This window comes from Hymenobacter mucosus (assembly GCF_900188255.1).
GTDB lineage: Bacteria > Bacteroidota > Bacteroidia > Cytophagales > Hymenobacteraceae > Hymenobacter > Hymenobacter mucosus.
Window position 1 is genome coordinate 537688 of record NZ_FZNS01000001.1, and the last position, 15788, is coordinate 553475.

The 15788-nt window shown below is 58.3% G+C and carries 13 protein-coding genes; 5 read left to right on the plus strand and 8 right to left on the minus strand.

All coding sequences use genetic code 11. The features are described from left to right. Together CHB83_RS02320 and CHB83_RS02325 are read right to left on the minus strand one after the other, a co-directional pair. Positions 1-1299 (minus strand): MATE family efflux transporter, encoded by a 1299-nt coding sequence (locus CHB83_RS02320; RefSeq protein WP_089331525.1) that lies wholly within the window; start codon positions 1297-1299, stop codon positions 1-3. Positions 1300-1361: 62 nt separating this feature from the next. Beyond that, positions 1362-2360, minus strand: coding sequence for a GNAT family N-acetyltransferase (locus tag CHB83_RS02325; RefSeq protein WP_089331526.1), 999 nt, complete (start codon positions 2358-2360; stop codon positions 1362-1364). 275 nt (positions 2361-2635) lie between these two features. On the opposite strand from CHB83_RS02325, the gene corA reads away from it, so the two are divergent. Beyond that, on the plus strand, positions 2636-3835 hold the full coding sequence (corA, locus tag CHB83_RS02330; protein ID WP_089331527.1) for a magnesium/cobalt transporter CorA: 1200 nt from the start codon (positions 2636-2638) through the stop codon (positions 3833-3835). A gap of 155 nt (positions 3836-3990) precedes the next feature. On the opposite strand, the gene CHB83_RS02335 is transcribed toward corA, so the two are convergent. Next, positions 3991-6726, minus strand: coding sequence for a PQQ-binding-like beta-propeller repeat protein (locus CHB83_RS02335; RefSeq protein WP_089331528.1), 2736 nt, complete (start codon positions 6724-6726; stop codon positions 3991-3993). A 333-nt stretch (positions 6727-7059) separates the two neighbouring features. Here CHB83_RS02335 and CHB83_RS02340 point away from each other — a divergent pair, with 333 nt between their 5' ends. Then, positions 7060-8553, plus strand: a complete 1494-nt coding sequence (locus tag CHB83_RS02340) for an APC family permease (protein ID WP_089331529.1) — start codon at positions 7060-7062, stop codon at positions 8551-8553. Between the two features lie 95 nt (positions 8554-8648). On the opposite strand, the gene CHB83_RS02345 is transcribed toward CHB83_RS02340, so the two are convergent. Together CHB83_RS02345 and CHB83_RS02350 are read right to left on the minus strand one after the other, a co-directional pair. After that, on the minus strand, positions 8649-9338 hold the full coding sequence (locus tag CHB83_RS02345) for a carboxypeptidase-like regulatory domain-containing protein (protein ID WP_089331530.1): 690 nt from the start codon (positions 9336-9338) through the stop codon (positions 8649-8651). Between the two features lie 256 nt (positions 9339-9594). Beyond that, entirely contained in the window at positions 9595-9945 is a 351-nt protein-coding gene (locus tag CHB83_RS02350; protein WP_089331531.1) for a hypothetical protein, read from the minus strand. Positions 9946-10184: 239 nt separating this feature from the next. Here CHB83_RS02350 and CHB83_RS02355 point away from each other — a divergent pair, with 239 nt between their 5' ends. The 3 genes from CHB83_RS02355 to CHB83_RS02365 all read left to right on the plus strand — a co-directional run bounded on the left by CHB83_RS02355 (position 10185) and on the right by CHB83_RS02365 (position 13340). Continuing rightward, complete coding sequence (locus tag CHB83_RS02355; RefSeq protein WP_089331743.1) at positions 10185-11519, plus strand: NAD(P)/FAD-dependent oxidoreductase; 1335 nt, start codon at positions 10185-10187, stop codon at positions 11517-11519. A gap of 105 nt (positions 11520-11624) precedes the next feature. Continuing rightward, positions 11625-11855, plus strand: a complete 231-nt coding sequence (locus CHB83_RS02360) for a hypothetical protein (RefSeq protein WP_045688562.1) — start codon at positions 11625-11627, stop codon at positions 11853-11855. A gap of 72 nt (positions 11856-11927) precedes the next feature. Then, on the plus strand, positions 11928-13340 hold the full coding sequence (locus CHB83_RS02365; protein ID WP_089331532.1) for a 4Fe-4S binding protein: 1413 nt from the start codon (positions 11928-11930) through the stop codon (positions 13338-13340). 89 nt (positions 13341-13429) lie between these two features. Here CHB83_RS02365 and CHB83_RS02370 read toward each other — a convergent pair whose 3' ends face one another. The 3 genes from CHB83_RS02370 to CHB83_RS02380 all read right to left on the minus strand — a co-directional run bounded on the left by CHB83_RS02370 (position 13430) and on the right by CHB83_RS02380 (position 15771). Next, complete coding sequence (locus tag CHB83_RS02370; protein ID WP_089331533.1) at positions 13430-14428, minus strand: alpha/beta fold hydrolase; 999 nt, start codon at positions 14426-14428, stop codon at positions 13430-13432. A gap of 125 nt (positions 14429-14553) precedes the next feature. Next, positions 14554-15114, minus strand: coding sequence for a hypothetical protein (locus tag CHB83_RS02375; protein WP_055562324.1), 561 nt, complete (start codon positions 15112-15114; stop codon positions 14554-14556). A 201-nt stretch (positions 15115-15315) separates the two neighbouring features. Continuing rightward, a complete protein-coding gene (locus tag CHB83_RS02380) occupies positions 15316-15771 on the minus strand; it encodes a peroxiredoxin (protein ID WP_089331534.1) in 456 nt (151 codons plus the stop codon). Positions 15772-15788: the final 17 nt, after the last annotated feature.

Genomic DNA, 15788 nt, shown 5'->3' on the forward strand with positions numbered 1-15788 from the left:
TCAGCGGCGTAGATAGGTCCGAAAATAGACTACACTGCCTAGTAGCATCAGCCCAAAGCGGGCAGCATGCGCCAATGAAGCTCCCAGCAGTCCGTAACGCGGCAGCAACCCAGCCAACAACGCTGCATAAAGTACCGCCGAGCCGGCCTGCACAGCTACGTAATGTCCTACCCGGGCCTGCACCATCAGTAGAAACAGTAGCATCCAGGTAAGAAACTTAGCCCAGTCGCCAATCAGTTGGGGGGCCAGAAGGAAGCCAGCCGTGGCAAAATGCTGGTCGAAGAGCAAGGGCAACAGCCAGCCGCGTAGCAACCACAGCAGCCCAAACCCGAATGCCAGCAAGCCGGCCAATCCTAGCAGCACTGTGCGCACCAGCAGACGCTGCCGCGCGGGGTCGGCACTCAGGGCAGCCAGGCGCGGATAGTACACGCTGCTCATCACGGCCGAAAACACCATGGTATAGTTGTCGGAGAGTTTGGCTACGGCCTGCCAAAGGTCGGTTTGCCCGAGTCCAACCTGTCGGATCAGTATTTCGCGCAAACTGAAATCCACACTTTTCCCAAACAGCAGCACGCTCAAGGCCATCAGTAGAAAGCGCCCCAGCGTACGCACAGCTTGGCGGCTAATACGCCCACGCAGCTGAGGCAGCAGACCTACCCGGCGCGCTACCACCACGGTGGGTGCCAGCGTCAGGCCTTGAGCCAATAGGTAGGCCAGCAGCGCTGTCGGCACCGAACCGTCGAGCAGGAGTACGGCCCCTACTGCGGTTGGCCCTAGCAGGCTGAGCAGTACGGTGAGTCCCACGTAGGCCTGAAGCTGCCCGGCCGCCAGCAGCATCGAAATTAGGAAGGCATGCCCCGTTAATAGCCCTAGCCCCAACCCAAACAGCGCCATCCAGCCAATGCCTACCTGGAACACGCCCACTAACGGAGCCGGCGCAACCAATAAAACCAGCATGCCCAGCCCAAGAGCAGCCCCGTTGAGTACCACCCCGGCCCCGAGCCACCCCCGGTAACGACCCGAGCCGGGCCGCAACGGGGCTAAGTATTTCACCAGGCCCACGTGCACTCCGTCGTTGGGCAGGGTGGTAAACAGAGACATCAGGTTTTGGAAGTGGGCCAGCAGCGTAAGTCCCCCTGGCCCGCCGTATACGGCCAGCAGTTTGTTGAGTACCAGAGCGCCACCGGCGCGGGCCAGCACGGCCACTCCCGAGCCCACCGACCCGCGCAGGAAACGCCCGAGCACAGCAGCACGGGTTTCGGGCTGGGTGGCAGGCGTATCGGGGTTAGCAGGCAGCATTAGGAGAACTGTAGCCAGGAAAAGCTGATGGGAATGAATGGGCAGCACCCAGTGCTAGTTTACTACTTCTCAAACGTCAGCTTCAGGCTTAGCACACCACCCAAGTGGCGCTTAAACTGCAGCAAGGAGTAGTTGGGGCCCTCCGGCAGCATAGAGGTGCCCAAATCGAGCAAGCGCATGCCGCTAGCTTGACCAAAGGCGTGCAGACCGGCGTTGAGCAGTACTACCGGGCTGAAGCTATTATATGCCAGCGGACTAGCGGGGTAAAAGTTATATAGCACTCCATCATTTACTTGGAGGGCTACCGTCAGAGCGGCCCACTCGCCGTCGGCATCCCGCACCGAGAAAAGAAAGTAGTGCTGTGGAAACAATCGAAACAGCTCCTGCAGGCGCTCTAGCGACAACGACAAGGTCTGGCCTTTCTCCCGGCGGCAACGAGCCAGGAACTCGTAGGCCAAGGGTAGCAGCAGCGGCGTTTCCTGCTCAAAACGGAAGCCGTGCTGCTCGCACTTCCGTAGGCGCCGCCGCTCCGAAGGGTGCAAGTGGGCCCGAAAATCCTGGTGTAGGGGCAGGTGGTTATTAAGCTCGGCGGTTGCAATATGGTAGCCCCGCTGCGTGAAAGCCTGCGTAAGCAGGGCGCTGCCCGCCTCATCGTAGCAACAGGGGTAGTTGCGTACTTGCACCTGCTGCACCCCGCGCCGGCTCATCTGCTCGTCCACTAGTGCAATGAAAGCATCTACCACGGTAGCAGACAAACCCGGCGCTAGTTGTGCGCTACCAAAGGGTGCTTGCCAAGGACTACGTGCCTGGTGCCCAGCAGCATCCAAAAACACGTGAAGCTGGGCTACGGTGCGCCCTAGGCGTTGGTCCTCCAGGTAAAACGTGAGCCGCTCGCCGGGAGCTGGCTGTAGGGCTAGGTGGGCGGGCGTGAGGTAGAGAAAAGAGCTAAAGGCTGTCGGCAACACGGGTTCTACTGGGCTACCCACGCAGCACCGCACCGCGTAATGACCCTCTTCTAAGGGCAAGGGCAGCAAGGCGGGAGTAGAAGCGGCAGTATCCAATGGAAAATGGAGTAGGTGCAACGGGCAGAGGACGAAAGTACGAGGAAAAGCGCCATTCGGCTTACGCTTTAGCATAAACTAGCGCGCTTCCCATCCCCACAATGAGATGCTATATATTGCGCTGGTACGCTCGTTACGCCACTGACTGCTTACGTTTGCAACTCTTCTGGCAAGCACTCATGTGGAGGGGTGGCTAACAACCCGCCGGCATAACTCCACAACGTTTTGGAAGCCAACACTCGTACATTACACGTATTACCTCTGCTCGCCCTTGCATGCACTCCCCTACTTCTGAGCCGACTTCTCCCCCTGCGCATCCGAACCTGGCCGAAGACGAATTGACGCAGACACATCCGAACCTGGCCGACCGCGCCGCTACCCGCCAAGCGCACGAACAGGCCGTGGGCTCCCGGCCGGGCACGCTCATTGTGCGCGAGAATGCGCTGAAACCGCGCCTGTTTCTGATTTCTTACAACGACCAAATCATTGCGGATCGGGAGTATCACGACTATGGTGCCCTGTTTGCTTTTGTGCAGGAGCACCCCGACCACAAGCACTGGATTGATGTGCGGGGGTACGGCGACCTGGGCTTGATGCAGCGCATTCAGGATGACTTTAAGATTCATCCGCTGATGATGGAGGACGTGCTCAACGACTACCAGCGCGCGAAGGTGGAAGAAACCGACCACGGCTTGTTTTTGGTATCCCGCATGACGGAGTTCACGAACATGCTGGACATCGACGACGATCAGCTGTCCATCTTCACTGGCCCGAACTACGTCCTCTCTTTTCAGGATGACTACGAGGACTGCCTGAATGCCGTGCGCATGCGCCTGCTTTCCACCCGCAGCACCATCCGGCGGCGTACCCCGCTGTACTTAGCCTACGCCCTCACCGACGTAGTCTTGGACCACTACTACCCGACTATGGCGGCCATCGGCGACTATATTGAGACGCTGGAAGACCGTATCCTCACCGGCCGCTCCGACCGACGACTTCTTAACCGCATCCTGCACATTAAGAAGGACATCATCCGCTTTCGACGCCTAGTGTACCCTGAGCGGGAGAAGATTTCCGAAATTCTGCGTATGCCAGAAGAAGTAGTACCAGAGGACATTAAGGCCTACTTCAAGGACTGCTACGACCACGCAATTCAAGCCCTCGACTTAGCCGAAACCTACCGCGAAACGGTGAGCAGCCTCGTGGACCTGTACATGTCGAACCAAAGCAACCGCATGAATGAAGTAATGAAAGTGCTGACCATTATTAGTAGCATTTTCATTCCCCTGAGCTTTGTGGTAGGCTTGTACGGCATGAACTTCCAGCGTGAGGGGCCCGATGGGCGCATCAACTACCTTAACATGCCGGAGCTATACAGTCCGTGGGGTTACCCGGTATTGCTGCTCATCTTATTCCTTATTGTTGTTTTCCAGCTCGTGTACTTCTACCGTAAAGGCTGGCTTACTAATCGGTAAGGCCCAAGCACTCTACCCATCGTCGTACCCCCACAAAAGGCTTTGTCATTCTCCGGAATGGCGGTCTTTTGTGGGGGTGTAGTGGAAAAACAGATGATAAAACGGTAGGACGCCCTTGCTGTCTTTGGCTTACACCTTGCTTACGCTAGAAGTAATCAGTTCAGCTTAAGATCAGTACGGCGCAAATCGGCCCCTACCACTCGGAATAAGTAGTACGTAGCAGCCGAGGCATCGTACCCGAGGCCAACAGAAGGCGCCGTGTTGTCAAAGGGCTGCCCTCCTACCAGGCGGAAACTGGCATCGTAGAGGTAGGATTTGCCGGGGCCCGTTTCAGTGAGTACGTATACCTGCCGCCCCGACCCAAAATCGAAAAACTGCACCGGCTTGGGGGCCGACGTCACGAAGGTTTGGGCCAGCAACTGCTTGCCCGCTGGGCTAAACAGAGTGAGGCGCCCACCATCTTCCCGGGCTACTACGTATGAGCGGTTTTGCTGGTCGGGAACGAGGCGGAAAGTGCTGGTCCGGCTCCACGTTCCTACCCGGTTGCGGGCTACTACGTCGCCACTCAAGTTGAAGGTCACCCGCTCGCCATGCTGGGTTACTACCGTAACCCGACTCCGGCGTAGCGTGGGGCCCGTTTCTGCGAGGCCCCCGCCTTGTAGGCGCGCGCCCATGCTGATGGGGAAGCCCGGGTATACGCCGCCGGCTTGGTCATACGCATACACGTAGCCATTTTCCAGCAGCACCACAATCACATCGCGCCCGCCCACGCTGAGGTAATGCGGCGGTGCGGCCAGCCGAAACTCTAGCTGCCGGGGCTGCCAGCCGGGGTAGCTGCGGCCCTGAGTATCGTAAAGAAACAAATTGCCGCTGCCCCCAGCTATTAGCAAGCGCGTCGCCTGCCGGCCCTCCACCGGCGACACCGTGAAAGAGGTTGCCAGCACCGTATCCGGCAGGTTGAGTGGGAAGTTAGGACGGCGCTGGCCTTGCCCGGTGTAGCCAAACACCTGATTGTTGGTGGCCACTAGGTAGCCAGTGCCGCCGGGCAGCCGGTAGGGCGCGCCAACCACTGGCCCCGGTAATGTATCAGACCAGGCCACAGCATTGTCGGGTGTCACGTAGTGCAGTACGAAGGCGGTATCCTGCACTAATACGCCCGGGAGGCGCGTGCCACTCACAGGCACTAAGGTGGGAGCTCCTAGCAGTGGGGTTTTGAAAGCAAGCACCCCACCTGTGCTATTGGGAGTTTGGGGGCTAGCAATGGCAGGGCCCACGGCCGGATGGCGCAGCACCAAATGAGTGAAATACTGCGCGCCTGCTTCACTCTCGTTGGTAGCGGGCACCCATTGCAGGGCAACCTGCGGAAAGCGTTTAAATAGGGTTTCGTTGCGCAGCAAACCCGCACGGCGCTCTTCCTGCAAGCCTCGCAGCAGGAGGTTCCAGGCATTGCGAGTATCCAGAAGTACGCTGAGCCGGGCCAGGGGCTGGGTATCTTGCAGGAAGGCTACCTGCGTAGGCGACCGGCTCCATACCTCCCCAGCGGCTACATCCAAAAGGTACTGCCGAAGAGCATTCACATCGGCCCCGAACACCACGTAGTTGCCCACTTGGGCTACCACCGGCTGCGGGAAGCCCTCAAACAACGACCCGAGCAGGCGCTGAGGCAGTTCGGGCGTGCCGGTCTGGTGTAGCTGGTAGGGACCTACTTTCTCGAAGGACGGGCTGGCGCCGGTGGCACGGCGCAGCTTCCCCAGCAGTATTCCTACGCGCGTAGGGTCGGCGCACCATGCTACGGCTAGCTTGCCGGGCCGCACCCGCGCGGTGGGAGTAGCTAGATAACATAAGGCCACTTCCTGGCGCAGTTGCACGGCGATACTGTCGATGAGGCCTCCCGTAAGGGCCCCTATTAAGTCGGTAGGGGCCACTGCAGGACGGTTTGCGCGCAAGGCAGTGGCCTGCCCTAGGCCTAAGTGCACCAACAGGGCTGTGCGTAAGGGCAATACCTCAGCCATGTGTAAGCGCTGGCTTGGTTGCCCGCGCAGGCGCTGATGCAGGCTACCCCGGGCTGGCTCGGGGTTGGCAAAGCCATTCAGCACGATTTTGTTGCCGGCCAGCTTCATCTGCACCATCTCCTTGCTAGCCAAGCCAGCGGCTTCCGTAAGATCGGCACCCAGCTCAGCCCGGAAGAAGACCCCCAGGAACTGAGGTAGTCGCTGCTGGTTCAGCAGTACGGTGGCATCTACGTCCTTAAGGCGAAAGAAATCAGTGCTTTGAAACTGCGCAATTACTGTCGGCTGCTCAGGATGCTCTAGGCGGCGGGCTACATCTTCTACCAGCTTGGGGCTGGCGCTCAGCAGCAAATGGTTGCGGTAGTTCATCACCGTCAGGCCCTCCCCCGTCTGGCGCACCCGCACCCGCGTAAGCTGCTGGTCGTGGTAGTCGCGGGTGGTTACTAAGTAGCGGGGGTCACGCTCGAAAGCTTCCAGCAAGCCGCGTATTTGCCGGTACTGTCGCACACTGCTGATGGGTACCTGAAACAACACGTCGAAGCGGCCGGGCCCGGTTACGTGCAGGGAGGTAAGCACTTGTTTGCGACCTAAAAACCGAAGTACCACGTTCCGGCCGCCCGCCAAGCTATCTGCCAAAGCCAAGTTGTCTTCTACCTGCTGGAAGTATCGTACCGCCGTGAGGTTATCCCAGAGCTGGGTTTCCTTTAGGTGCCGTACCAGGGTAGGGTGGTCGCGCGTGACGGCTACCAGCACAGCATCGTCGGGCACCAGGGCCCAGGGGTCTACGGGCACTCGCGCTACGGTGCGGCGGTAGTACACGTAGGATCCTAGCGCTGTGAAAACCAGTAGAGCCGTGAAAAATACGAGTACGCGTTGCGACATGCAGAACTGCAAAAGGGCGGGCAACAAAGGTAAGCGGCTGTAGGGAATGCACACAGTCTGGGGCCCACCCCTCCTATAACGCAACCGGCACCTACTTGGCTACATTTCTCGCGTCACTACCTGATGGTGGTACCAGCCCGTTGCCCAACGCGGGCAAGCCAAGGGTTCCTCAGCTAGCGGCTCACCAGCGTCCTTTCAGGCGGCTTTAGTAGGCGGGAGAGAGTAGCATGCAGGCTCGGTGCTGTGTTTTGCCAGCGTATTCGCTTGACTACAGGCCTGCCTGGGTGCTTTTCTTTTCTATCTTCCGGCCCTGTAACTCCTCTACTTCCCTTTATGTCCGAAAAACAAGGCCATTTTCAACGGGCCATCACGCTGTTCGACGCCGTCATGATTGTGACGGGCAGTATGATTGGCTCCGGTATCTTTATTGTGTCGGCCGACATTGCGCGCCGGGTAGGCTCGGCCGGGTGGCTGCTCGTCGTGTGGCTGGTCACGGGCTTTATTACCTTGGCCGGGGCCATTAGCTACGGCGAGCTATCCTCCATGTTCCCAAAAGTAGGCGGGCAATACGTGTACCTGCGCGAGGCCTACAACCGCCTAGTAGCCTTTCTCTATGGCTGGACGCTGTTCTTAGTTATTCAGACCGGCGTAATTGCAGCCGTGGCCGTGGCCTTTGCCCGCTTCACGGGCGTGCTCTTCCCGAGTTTATCGGAAACCAACGTATTGCTGGAGGTGCGCAACATTCCGGGGCTGGGTACCTTCACGTTCACCACCGTACAGCTACTAGCCATTCTGCTGCTGGTGGGCCTCACCTACATCAACTCGCGGGGGGTGCGCTCGGGCAAGCTCATTGCCAACATTTTCGGTAGCACCAAGCTGGTAGCCCTAGGCTTGTTGATTCTGCTGGGCCTGGCCCTAGGTATCAATGAGCAGGCCGTCAGCCTCAACTTCCACGATATGTGGCGGGCCGTGAGCTACGATGCCCAGGGCAACGCTTCGCCCCTAACCACGTCGGCCCTGATTACGGCCATCGGCCTGGGTATGACGGGCTCCCTCTTCAGTTCCGATGCCTGGAATAACATTGGCTTCTCGGGCGACGAAATTGTGAAGCCGGAGCGCACCATTGTCATGAGCATGGCCCTGGGAACAGGTATTGTAACCGCCCTTTATATTCTGATCAACGTGGTGTACCTGCTGGTGCTTCCACTTCACGGCGACCCTACCGCTACCGATGTGGCAGGCCGGGGTATTATGTACGCCGCCAACGACCGGGTAGCTACTGCCGTGGTCGAGAGTATTTTGGGTAAAGTAGGCGCCTACTTCATGGCGCTGCTGATTATGATTAGCACGTTCAGCGCCGACAACAGCATTCTGCTTTCGGGCGCCCGCGCTTACTACGCCATGGCTGCCGATGGCCTGTTCTTCCCGGGTATGGCGAAGCTCAACAAAGCTGGCGTACCTGGGGTAGCGCTCTGGGCCCAATGTGGCTGGGCCTGCCTGCTCTGCCTCACGGGGTCTTACGGTCAGCTGCTCGACTACGTGATGTTCTCAGTAATTCTGTTTTACGTCATTACGATCATCGGCATTTTCGTGCTGCGCCGCACCCGCCCGGAGGCTCCGCGCCCCTACCGCGCCTGGGGCTACCCCGTGTTGCCCTTGCTCTACGTGGTGCTGGCCCTGGCTTTCTGCGCAATTCTGCTGTTCGACCCAGAAAAAGGACCACAAGCCCAACGCGGTTTGCTGCTGGTAGCCCTTGGTATCCCAGTGTTCTTCCTGTTTGGCAAGCGCTTCGCCCGGGTTGAGCCCCCACAGGAAGATACCCTCTAGCTAGGTTCAACTAGTAATATTGGTAGCAACAGAAAGCCCCGCTGGAATACTCCAGTGGGGCTTTCTGTTGGTGGCGACGGCGCTATACGTAGCGTTTACTTCCGACGGCGCCGACCCATATTCTCGCTCGGCAGCAGCGTTACGGTTAGCGGCTGGGTGCCATGCGGCCGCACCTCGTGGTCTTGATACCCGCCGTAGCCATATACCAGGGTATTATCACCGGCTGAGGCTTCTAGGGTGTAGTTACCGTTGGCATCGGTGCCCGTTGCCTTACGCGAGCCTTTCACCATCACGGTGGCACCAGCCAGGGGGCGGCCATCTTCATCCAGAATACGACCCGAGTACGTCACATTCTCGGGGGTAGCCTCCGCGGCTGGGGCCGCGGCTGGCACGGGCTCTATTTCAATTTCTGAGGTAGCAACCGATGCGGTAACGGGTGCAGCAGGAGTTGCTGCCGTTGCTGGGTGGACAGCCAGCCTGGGCGTTTCCTCCGGCTCATCGGCATCCTCTGCTTCATCCGTTGGCGTTTCGGCCGCGGAGGCGCTTTCGGCAGGGAGGCGGCTGGCCGTTACGGTAGCGTCGCCTAGCTCAATACCGGGCATGGCATTCACAATCTGCCGACTAGCTTGGGCAGGCAACATAATGTAGCCCGCAATTACCAGGGCTAACAACGCGCCTACTATCATTGCCAGGCGGCTGTTGCCCGAGGATAAGTCTTCCTCTTCTGGCAATAGGTTGCCGTTGGCTTCCTTTGACTCTACTGGAGTAGTTTTATTAGCATTCATACTGGGTAAAAAGGATGACAAAGAGGGGAACTTGCAGGTAAGTGTCTGAAGAGAATAATAAAAGCGTAGTATTTCTCTGACTTCGTTATGGATGTGATAGTAATTGCTAAAGATAGTTGAGGTTCCAAGCAAAATCCTAACTCGCTTCTATTTATCATATTAGCAATTAGGCACCTGTCTATGCTGATAAGCGCAAAAAAGCCTCGCTCCTACCGGAGCGAGGCTTTCACAAAGTATTAGGAAGTAACCAGATTGGTTAGTCTTCTACGGGCTTGGCAGGTCCTTTGGTAGTAGACTCACCAAACTCCTGGTCGCGGGTACGCAACTGGTGGTCCAGCTCTACACTACCTTCTACGCCAAAGCCAGGGCCGCTGCCCTGCTGGGTGTCGTTATGGTCGTTGCCGCCCTGAGGTACGCCTTCGGCGCCACCAATGTGGAGATTTTCTAGCTGGTCCATTTGGCCAGAACGCTGGGTGGTTCCGCCTGGGCCCTGACTACGATGAGCGGAGGCGTCGTCTTCCGACTTGCCATTGCTTACCAGTTCCTTAAACTCTTTCTCTTCACGCTGTTGCTCGTCCTGGGAAAAGCCTTCGTTATTGCTAGCCATATGGGCGGGGATTTAGTAGTGGGTATGGTTTGATTTACGCGCTACTGGGCGGGAAGTTGAGTGTCGAGCGTAAAAAAGCTACTTTCTCAGTCCCCGGAAGCGCCACGCTAGCTCATCCAAGCTTGGGCAGTGTACGTATGAAACGCCGGGCCGCTTCCTTGTGGCTTCGAAGGCCGGTCGCAACCTTTTTTCCTTCACCTTTGCAGGGCGGCCGGCCCGGCGGCGGTTCTCACTCGCTTATGCAACTTGTTATCATCGGCAATGGCATCACTGGCGTTAGCTGCGCCATTACAGCTCGCCGCCTGCGCCCAGATGCCCACATTACCTTGGTATCAGACGAAAGTCCCTACCATATTTCGCGACCAGCCCTGATGTATGCGTACCTGGGGCACCTGCGCGCTCAGGACCTGAAACCGTATGCCGACTGGTTTTGGGCCGAGAATGCCCTGGAACTGGTGCACGCCACGGCTATGCGCATTGCGCCGGCCCAGCGGCAGGTAGAACTTAGTACCGGCGCAGTTCTCTCCTACGATAAGCTGGTGGTGGCCGCTGGTTCGGTAAGCCGATTTGCTGCCTGGCCCGGGCAAGACCTGGAAGGCGTGCAAGGCCTTTACAGCTTGCCCGATTTGGAGCGTATGCACCGCAACACGCATGGAGTGCAACAAGCCGTAGTAGTGGGTGGAGGCCTCATCGGTATCGAGCTTGCTGAAATGCTTCACTCCCGTGGTGTTAGCGTTACCATGCTGGTGCGTGATGAGCACTACTGGGGCTCGGTGCTGCCTCCGCAGGAAGCAGCTTTGGTGCAGGGCCAGCTTGATGCTCACCACATTCGCGTGCAGTACAGCACAGAGCTTACCGGAATTCTGGGTGATACCCAGGGCCGCGTGCGGGCCGTAGTCGCCTCCGATGAACAGGAAATTCCCTGTCAGTGGGTAGGCTTGGCTACGGGCGTAACGCCCAACCTTGCGCTAGCGCAAGCTTCCGGCTTAGAAACCGACCGGGGCATTTTAGTTGACCGCTACCTGCAAACTAGTCAGCCCCACATTTATGCCGCCGGCGACTGTGCCCAGCACCGGGAGCCAGTGGCCAATGAGGTAGCTATTGAGCAGTTGTGGTACACGGGCCGCAACCAGGGCGAAACCATTGCGCATACCGTGTGCGGAGAGCCGAAACCTTACCAGCGGGGACCGTGGTTTAACTCGGCCAAGTTCTTTCAGCTTGAGTACCAAACCTACGGCAGAGTGCCCGCCCGCGCCTTACCCACCCAGGAGCACTCCTTTTGCTGGCAGCATCCGGCGGGCACGGCCTTGCTCCGCATCAACTTCCGCGCCGATAGCACACTGGCAGTAACGGGAATGAATGCCCTGGGCCTGCGCCAGCGTCACGACACCTGGGACCAGTGGCTACGTGCCGCTACGCCTGTAACTGAGGTGTTGGCTGCGCTGGGGGCCGCTAACTTTGACCCGGAGTTTTTCCGCCAGCACGAGCCGGCCATCGTACAGGAGTTTAATCGGCAATTTCCGCAGTACCCTGTTGCCTTGCGGCGCCGTAAAGGCTTGTTCTCGTTTATGTAATCTCCCGCGGCTCCAATAAGCGCGGGCTGGGGCAGTCCAACTCCATGTTTCGGCTGCTACTTGCTGCCTCGCCTTCTTTCTTGCTCTTTCGCTTACCTACCTACTATGGATCTTTCCAAACTCTACCGCCTCAATGCCCTCAATAGCTTCCAGTACATTGCGCTAGTGGGGGTAGTAATGAGCGCAGGCGCCCAGTTGGTTATTCGGCTGCTGGGCCAGCCCCAACCCAACGGCTACAATTACCTCTACCTCTGCTGGCTTGTGCTGTATATTCTGGGTTCTCTGCTTAACCTGTTTGGTAAGCCCGACGACCATCACCACCACCATCATCACTAACAGAGGCCTCCTCTCACAACTTAAGCAAGCCAGTATACACTGGCTGCTTGCGGTTTCTTTGCTTTCCCACCTATGTCTTCTCCTACCCTATCGGCGGCCCCCACTACCCCGGTTTCTCCTGCCGAAAAGCTCACCCTCACCGTTATTGGGCTAGGGTTGCTGGCCCTACTGCCCGCTACCTTCGATGCCGACCCCTGGCGGGCGCAGCTGTTCTTTTACGTAGCGTTGGGGCTGGTTAGCGCAGGCACGCTGGTGTGGGCAGCGCGCACCTTTGGCCGTCGGCCCGCCGGAGTGCAGCAAGACAACTTGTGGCAGCGGAGTAGTACGGGCCGGGGCGCAGTGGCTTGGCTGACGGCTCTGGTGCTCACCGGCTTTTATGTGATTCTCTACTGGTTTAGCAGCCCCGATGAACACGGCAACTTTGGCGTACTCAACAACCTAGTGCACGCCCTCGACCCGCTCAGCCAGGTCTTGCGCAACCGCCCCGCCGACCAGTGGTTTCTCTACGGCACGTTTTACACCCTAGCCGTACTGGTAATGGGAGGCCGGGCCCTGTGGAAATACCGCCACTCGCCCTACCAGCGTATCCGCACCGTATCGGTGATGTTCTTTCAGTTGGGGTTTGCCTGGCTGCTACCGGGGCTACTACTGGCCTTGCAAAAACCAGAATACTACTTTAGCTACTTCTGGCCCCTGAAATACGACTACCTGTTTCCGGGCACCGTGAGCTACTTACTACAGGATGGCGGCCCCGGCTTGGGTGTGTTTCTTATCTTCTGGGGCGTGGTGATGTCGTTTGTGGGAACCCCGATCCTCACTTACTTCTTCGGAAAACGCTGGTACTGCTCCTGGGTGTGCGGCTGCGGGGGCCTCGCCGAAACGGCCGGCGACCCTTACCGCCACCTTTCCGACAAAAGCCGCGGCGCCTGGCGCTGGGAGGTTCGCCTCATCTATCCTATTCTAGTTCTAATTGTACTGGTTACGGCCCTGCTGTGGCTAGGGGCAGCGGGCGTGCTCCCAGCGTGGTTTACCACGGCGCGCCCTTCCCAGTTTTCCCTTGTCACCAACCTTAGCCCTGTTGATGGCCTCGGAAAAATCTACGGGTTCTTTATTGGCTCCATCTTCTCCGGGGTGATTGGCGTCGGCTTTTACCCCTTGCTGGGCAACCGGGTGTGGTGCCGTTTTGGGTGCCCCATGGCGGCTTACCTGGGCTTGCTCCAGAAACACTTTTCCCGCTTCCGCATTAGCACCAATGGCGCCCAGTGCATTTCCTGCGGCAACTGCTCCAACGTGTGCGAAATGGGCATCGATGTAAAGCAGTACGCTCAGCGTGGCGAGCCCATCATTCGGGCCTCTTGCGTAGGCTGCGGAATGTGTTCTACTGCCTGTCCTCGCGGCGTACTCAACTTGGAAAACGGCCCGCGTGAAGGCCGCTACCAGGCCAGCCCCCTCATTCACGCCGATAGCCTGCGCATCTTGTCTTAATCTGGCTGCTTTGGTATAATAGCCACGAAACAGAGCGGGGCCGCCTAGCTGATGCTAAGCGGCCCCGCTCTGTTTGTGTTTTTAGAAAGCTACTTGATAAATGCCATCAAGGCTGCTAGAAATTTGGGGGTAGCTTCTAGGTGAGGAATGTGACCTACTCCTGCTATGGGTACGAGTTTGGCTCCTTTTATCTTAGTTGCCGTACGCCGCCCAAGCTCCGGGTATTGGCCCATAGTAGCCAGCACGTTGGGGTCCTTAACAAGACCTTTCCCTACCACGGTACGGTCCTCCTGACCTATGATAAGCAGCGTAGGCACTTGCACGCGACTGAACTCGTAGCTCACGGGTTGCTGGTAGATCATGTCGAAGGTGAGGGCATTGGAACGGGCTACCTGCGGAAAATCAGGGTGGCGGGTTTGGGCCGCCAGCGGCAGAAGCCACTGGTCGTGCGCTTTGGGGTAGCCGTGGGGGTAGTAGGTAGCGTGGTACTTGCGTATGCTTTCTTCCGTGCTCTTCCGCTCGGTGGCCTCGGCCTGGTCCACGGTTTGGAATGGCACTCCCACGCGGTAGTCTTCCAGCCCAATGGGGTTTTCCAGTACTAGCTTCTCCGTGGCGGCCGGGTACATTAGGGCAAAGCGCGTAGCCAGCATCCCGCCCATGCTATGCCCCACCACCACGGCTTTCTGTATCCCAAGAGTATCGAGGATGTGCTTGGTGTTGCGGGCCAACTGGTGGAAGGAGTAATGAATATCGGGCTTGTCAGACTTGCCAAATCCAATTTGGTCGGGCACTATCACCCGGAAGCCTGCCGCCGCCAACGCCTTGATGGTTTCGCGCCAGTAGGCCCCGAAGAAGTTCTTGCCGTGCAGCAACACTACCGTACGTCCATTGGCGCGGGCCGTGGGCGCTACGTTCATGTACGCCATGCGCAGCTTTTGCCCTTCCAAGGTGAGGGGCAGATACGCTACAGGGTACGGATACTCATACCCATCAAGGGTGGCATTAAGAGAATTAGGAACTACCGCCTGAGCAGCGGCTGACCACGTACAGGCCACCGAAATTAGGAGCAAAAACAAACAGCGCAGCATCTAGAAGCTAGGGTAAGTGAGCCGTTTCGTACGCAAATGCCCGCAGAAAGGCTGCAACCGTGCGCGTACCAGCCAATGTAGCACCCAGTTTGCGGGGCATGGGCACGCAGGCTATACTGCTGGGCTTAGTCAGGCGTTTCGGGGGTACGCTGGCGAATTAGCAGCTCAATGGTGCGGGTGTCCTCGTCGCTCCAAATGACACTGCGCACGTTTTCAAGGTCAACCACCGTGTGCCCGTCCGGCTCCCCGTACTGGGTGTAGATGGCCAGCAGCAATTCGTCTTCCGTGAGGCGCTCCACGTAGCCGTAGAGGTCGTTGTCGGTCAACATATCCAGGAAGATTAACTGCCGCACTTCCTGGGCCCGCTGCAACAAGGCCGCGATACTGAGGTACTGGTTTTCCAAGCCGTCGGGGGCGGCGGGCAGGCCGTACACAACCTCCGGGTTGTGCTCCTTAAACTCAATCAGGCGAACGTATCGGTCGTCGAAGTGTCCTTGCGAAACGGTGTGCAGGCTGATGGTGCGTACTCCCGTCAGCAACCCCTGCCGCGTGATGGTGCGCAGTACCACCAAATCGGGGTTGTGGCTCAGCACATAGCCCAAAAACATGCCGCCGCTGGTTTGCAGGGCTACTACGCGCCGGTTGCGTTGGGCGCGCTGTAGCATATCCAATAATAAAGCTCCCATATAGTACTGATGATGTAAAAATGCCCGGCCGCTACAAACGGCCGGGCATCAAAACTACTCAGAGATTCTTCGAAATAGACGAGCTAGGCGGATTTTGTGGGGGCTGTTTCTGCTGCTACGCTGGCTGCCACCGCTATACTACTACTTACGGAAGCGGCGCAAACACCCCCTTGCGGCAGATGGTCGGCACCAAAGTCAGTATTACGCCCGCAGGCCTTGCAGTACCTCCTTGGCTTGGGCCACGTGGTCGGTAGCGCGGCTCATAGAGTTGAAGATGTATTGGATACGCCCCTCTGGGTCAATCACAAAGGTTACGCGCCCGGGCAACAGCCCAAGTAGAGCACGGGGTACCTCGTACAGCTTACGCACGCTGCCGCCCGTATCGGCTAACAAGGGAAAGGGCAGCCGGTGCTTCTGAGTAAACTTCTGGTGAGAGGCTTCGCTGTCGGAGCTGATGCCTACTACCTCGGCTCCCAGGTCCTGAAAATCCTGGTACTGGTCGCGGAACGAGCAGGCCTCGGCCGTGCAGCCTGGCGTGTCATCTTTGGGGTAGAAATAGAGCACTAGGCTGCGCCCGCGTTGCTCGCTGAGCCGGAAGGTAGCGCCGGTAGTGGTGGTGAGGGTAAAGTCGGGGGCTTGGTCGCTGATTTGGAGCATGGGAAGAAGCTGGTTAA

Bases quoted from the DNA above. Each gene is read 5' to 3' on its own strand.
- CHB83_RS02320 (WP_089331525.1), bottom strand. From the start codon at position 1,299: ATGCTGCCTGCTAACCCCGATACGCCTGCCACCCAGCCCGAAACCCGT.
- corA (WP_089331527.1), top strand. From the start codon at position 2,636: ATGCACTCCCCTACTTCTGAGCCGACTTCTCCCCCTGCGCATCCGAAC.
- CHB83_RS02335 (WP_089331528.1), bottom strand. From the start codon at position 6,726: ATGTCGCAACGCGTACTCGTATTTTTCACGGCTCTACTGGTTTTCACA.
- CHB83_RS02340 (WP_089331529.1), top strand. From the start codon at position 7,060: ATGTCCGAAAAACAAGGCCATTTTCAACGGGCCATCACGCTGTTCGAC.
- CHB83_RS02345 (WP_089331530.1), bottom strand. From the start codon at position 9,338: ATGAATGCTAATAAAACTACTCCAGTAGAGTCAAAGGAAGCCAACGGC.
- CHB83_RS02350 (WP_089331531.1), bottom strand. From the start codon at position 9,945: ATGGCTAGCAATAACGAAGGCTTTTCCCAGGACGAGCAACAGCGTGAA.
- CHB83_RS02355 (WP_089331743.1), top strand. From the start codon at position 10,185: ATGCAACTTGTTATCATCGGCAATGGCATCACTGGCGTTAGCTGCGCC.
- CHB83_RS02360 (WP_045688562.1), top strand. From the start codon at position 11,625: ATGGATCTTTCCAAACTCTACCGCCTCAATGCCCTCAATAGCTTCCAG.
- CHB83_RS02365 (WP_089331532.1), top strand. From the start codon at position 11,928: ATGTCTTCTCCTACCCTATCGGCGGCCCCCACTACCCCGGTTTCTCCT.
- CHB83_RS02370 (WP_089331533.1), bottom strand. From the start codon at position 14,428: ATGCTGCGCTGTTTGTTTTTGCTCCTAATTTCGGTGGCCTGTACGTGG.
- CHB83_RS02375 (WP_055562324.1), bottom strand. From the start codon at position 15,114: ATGGGAGCTTTATTATTGGATATGCTACAGCGCGCCCAACGCAACCGG.
- CHB83_RS02380 (WP_089331534.1), bottom strand. From the start codon at position 15,771: ATGCTCCAAATCAGCGACCAAGCCCCCGACTTTACCCTCACCACCACT.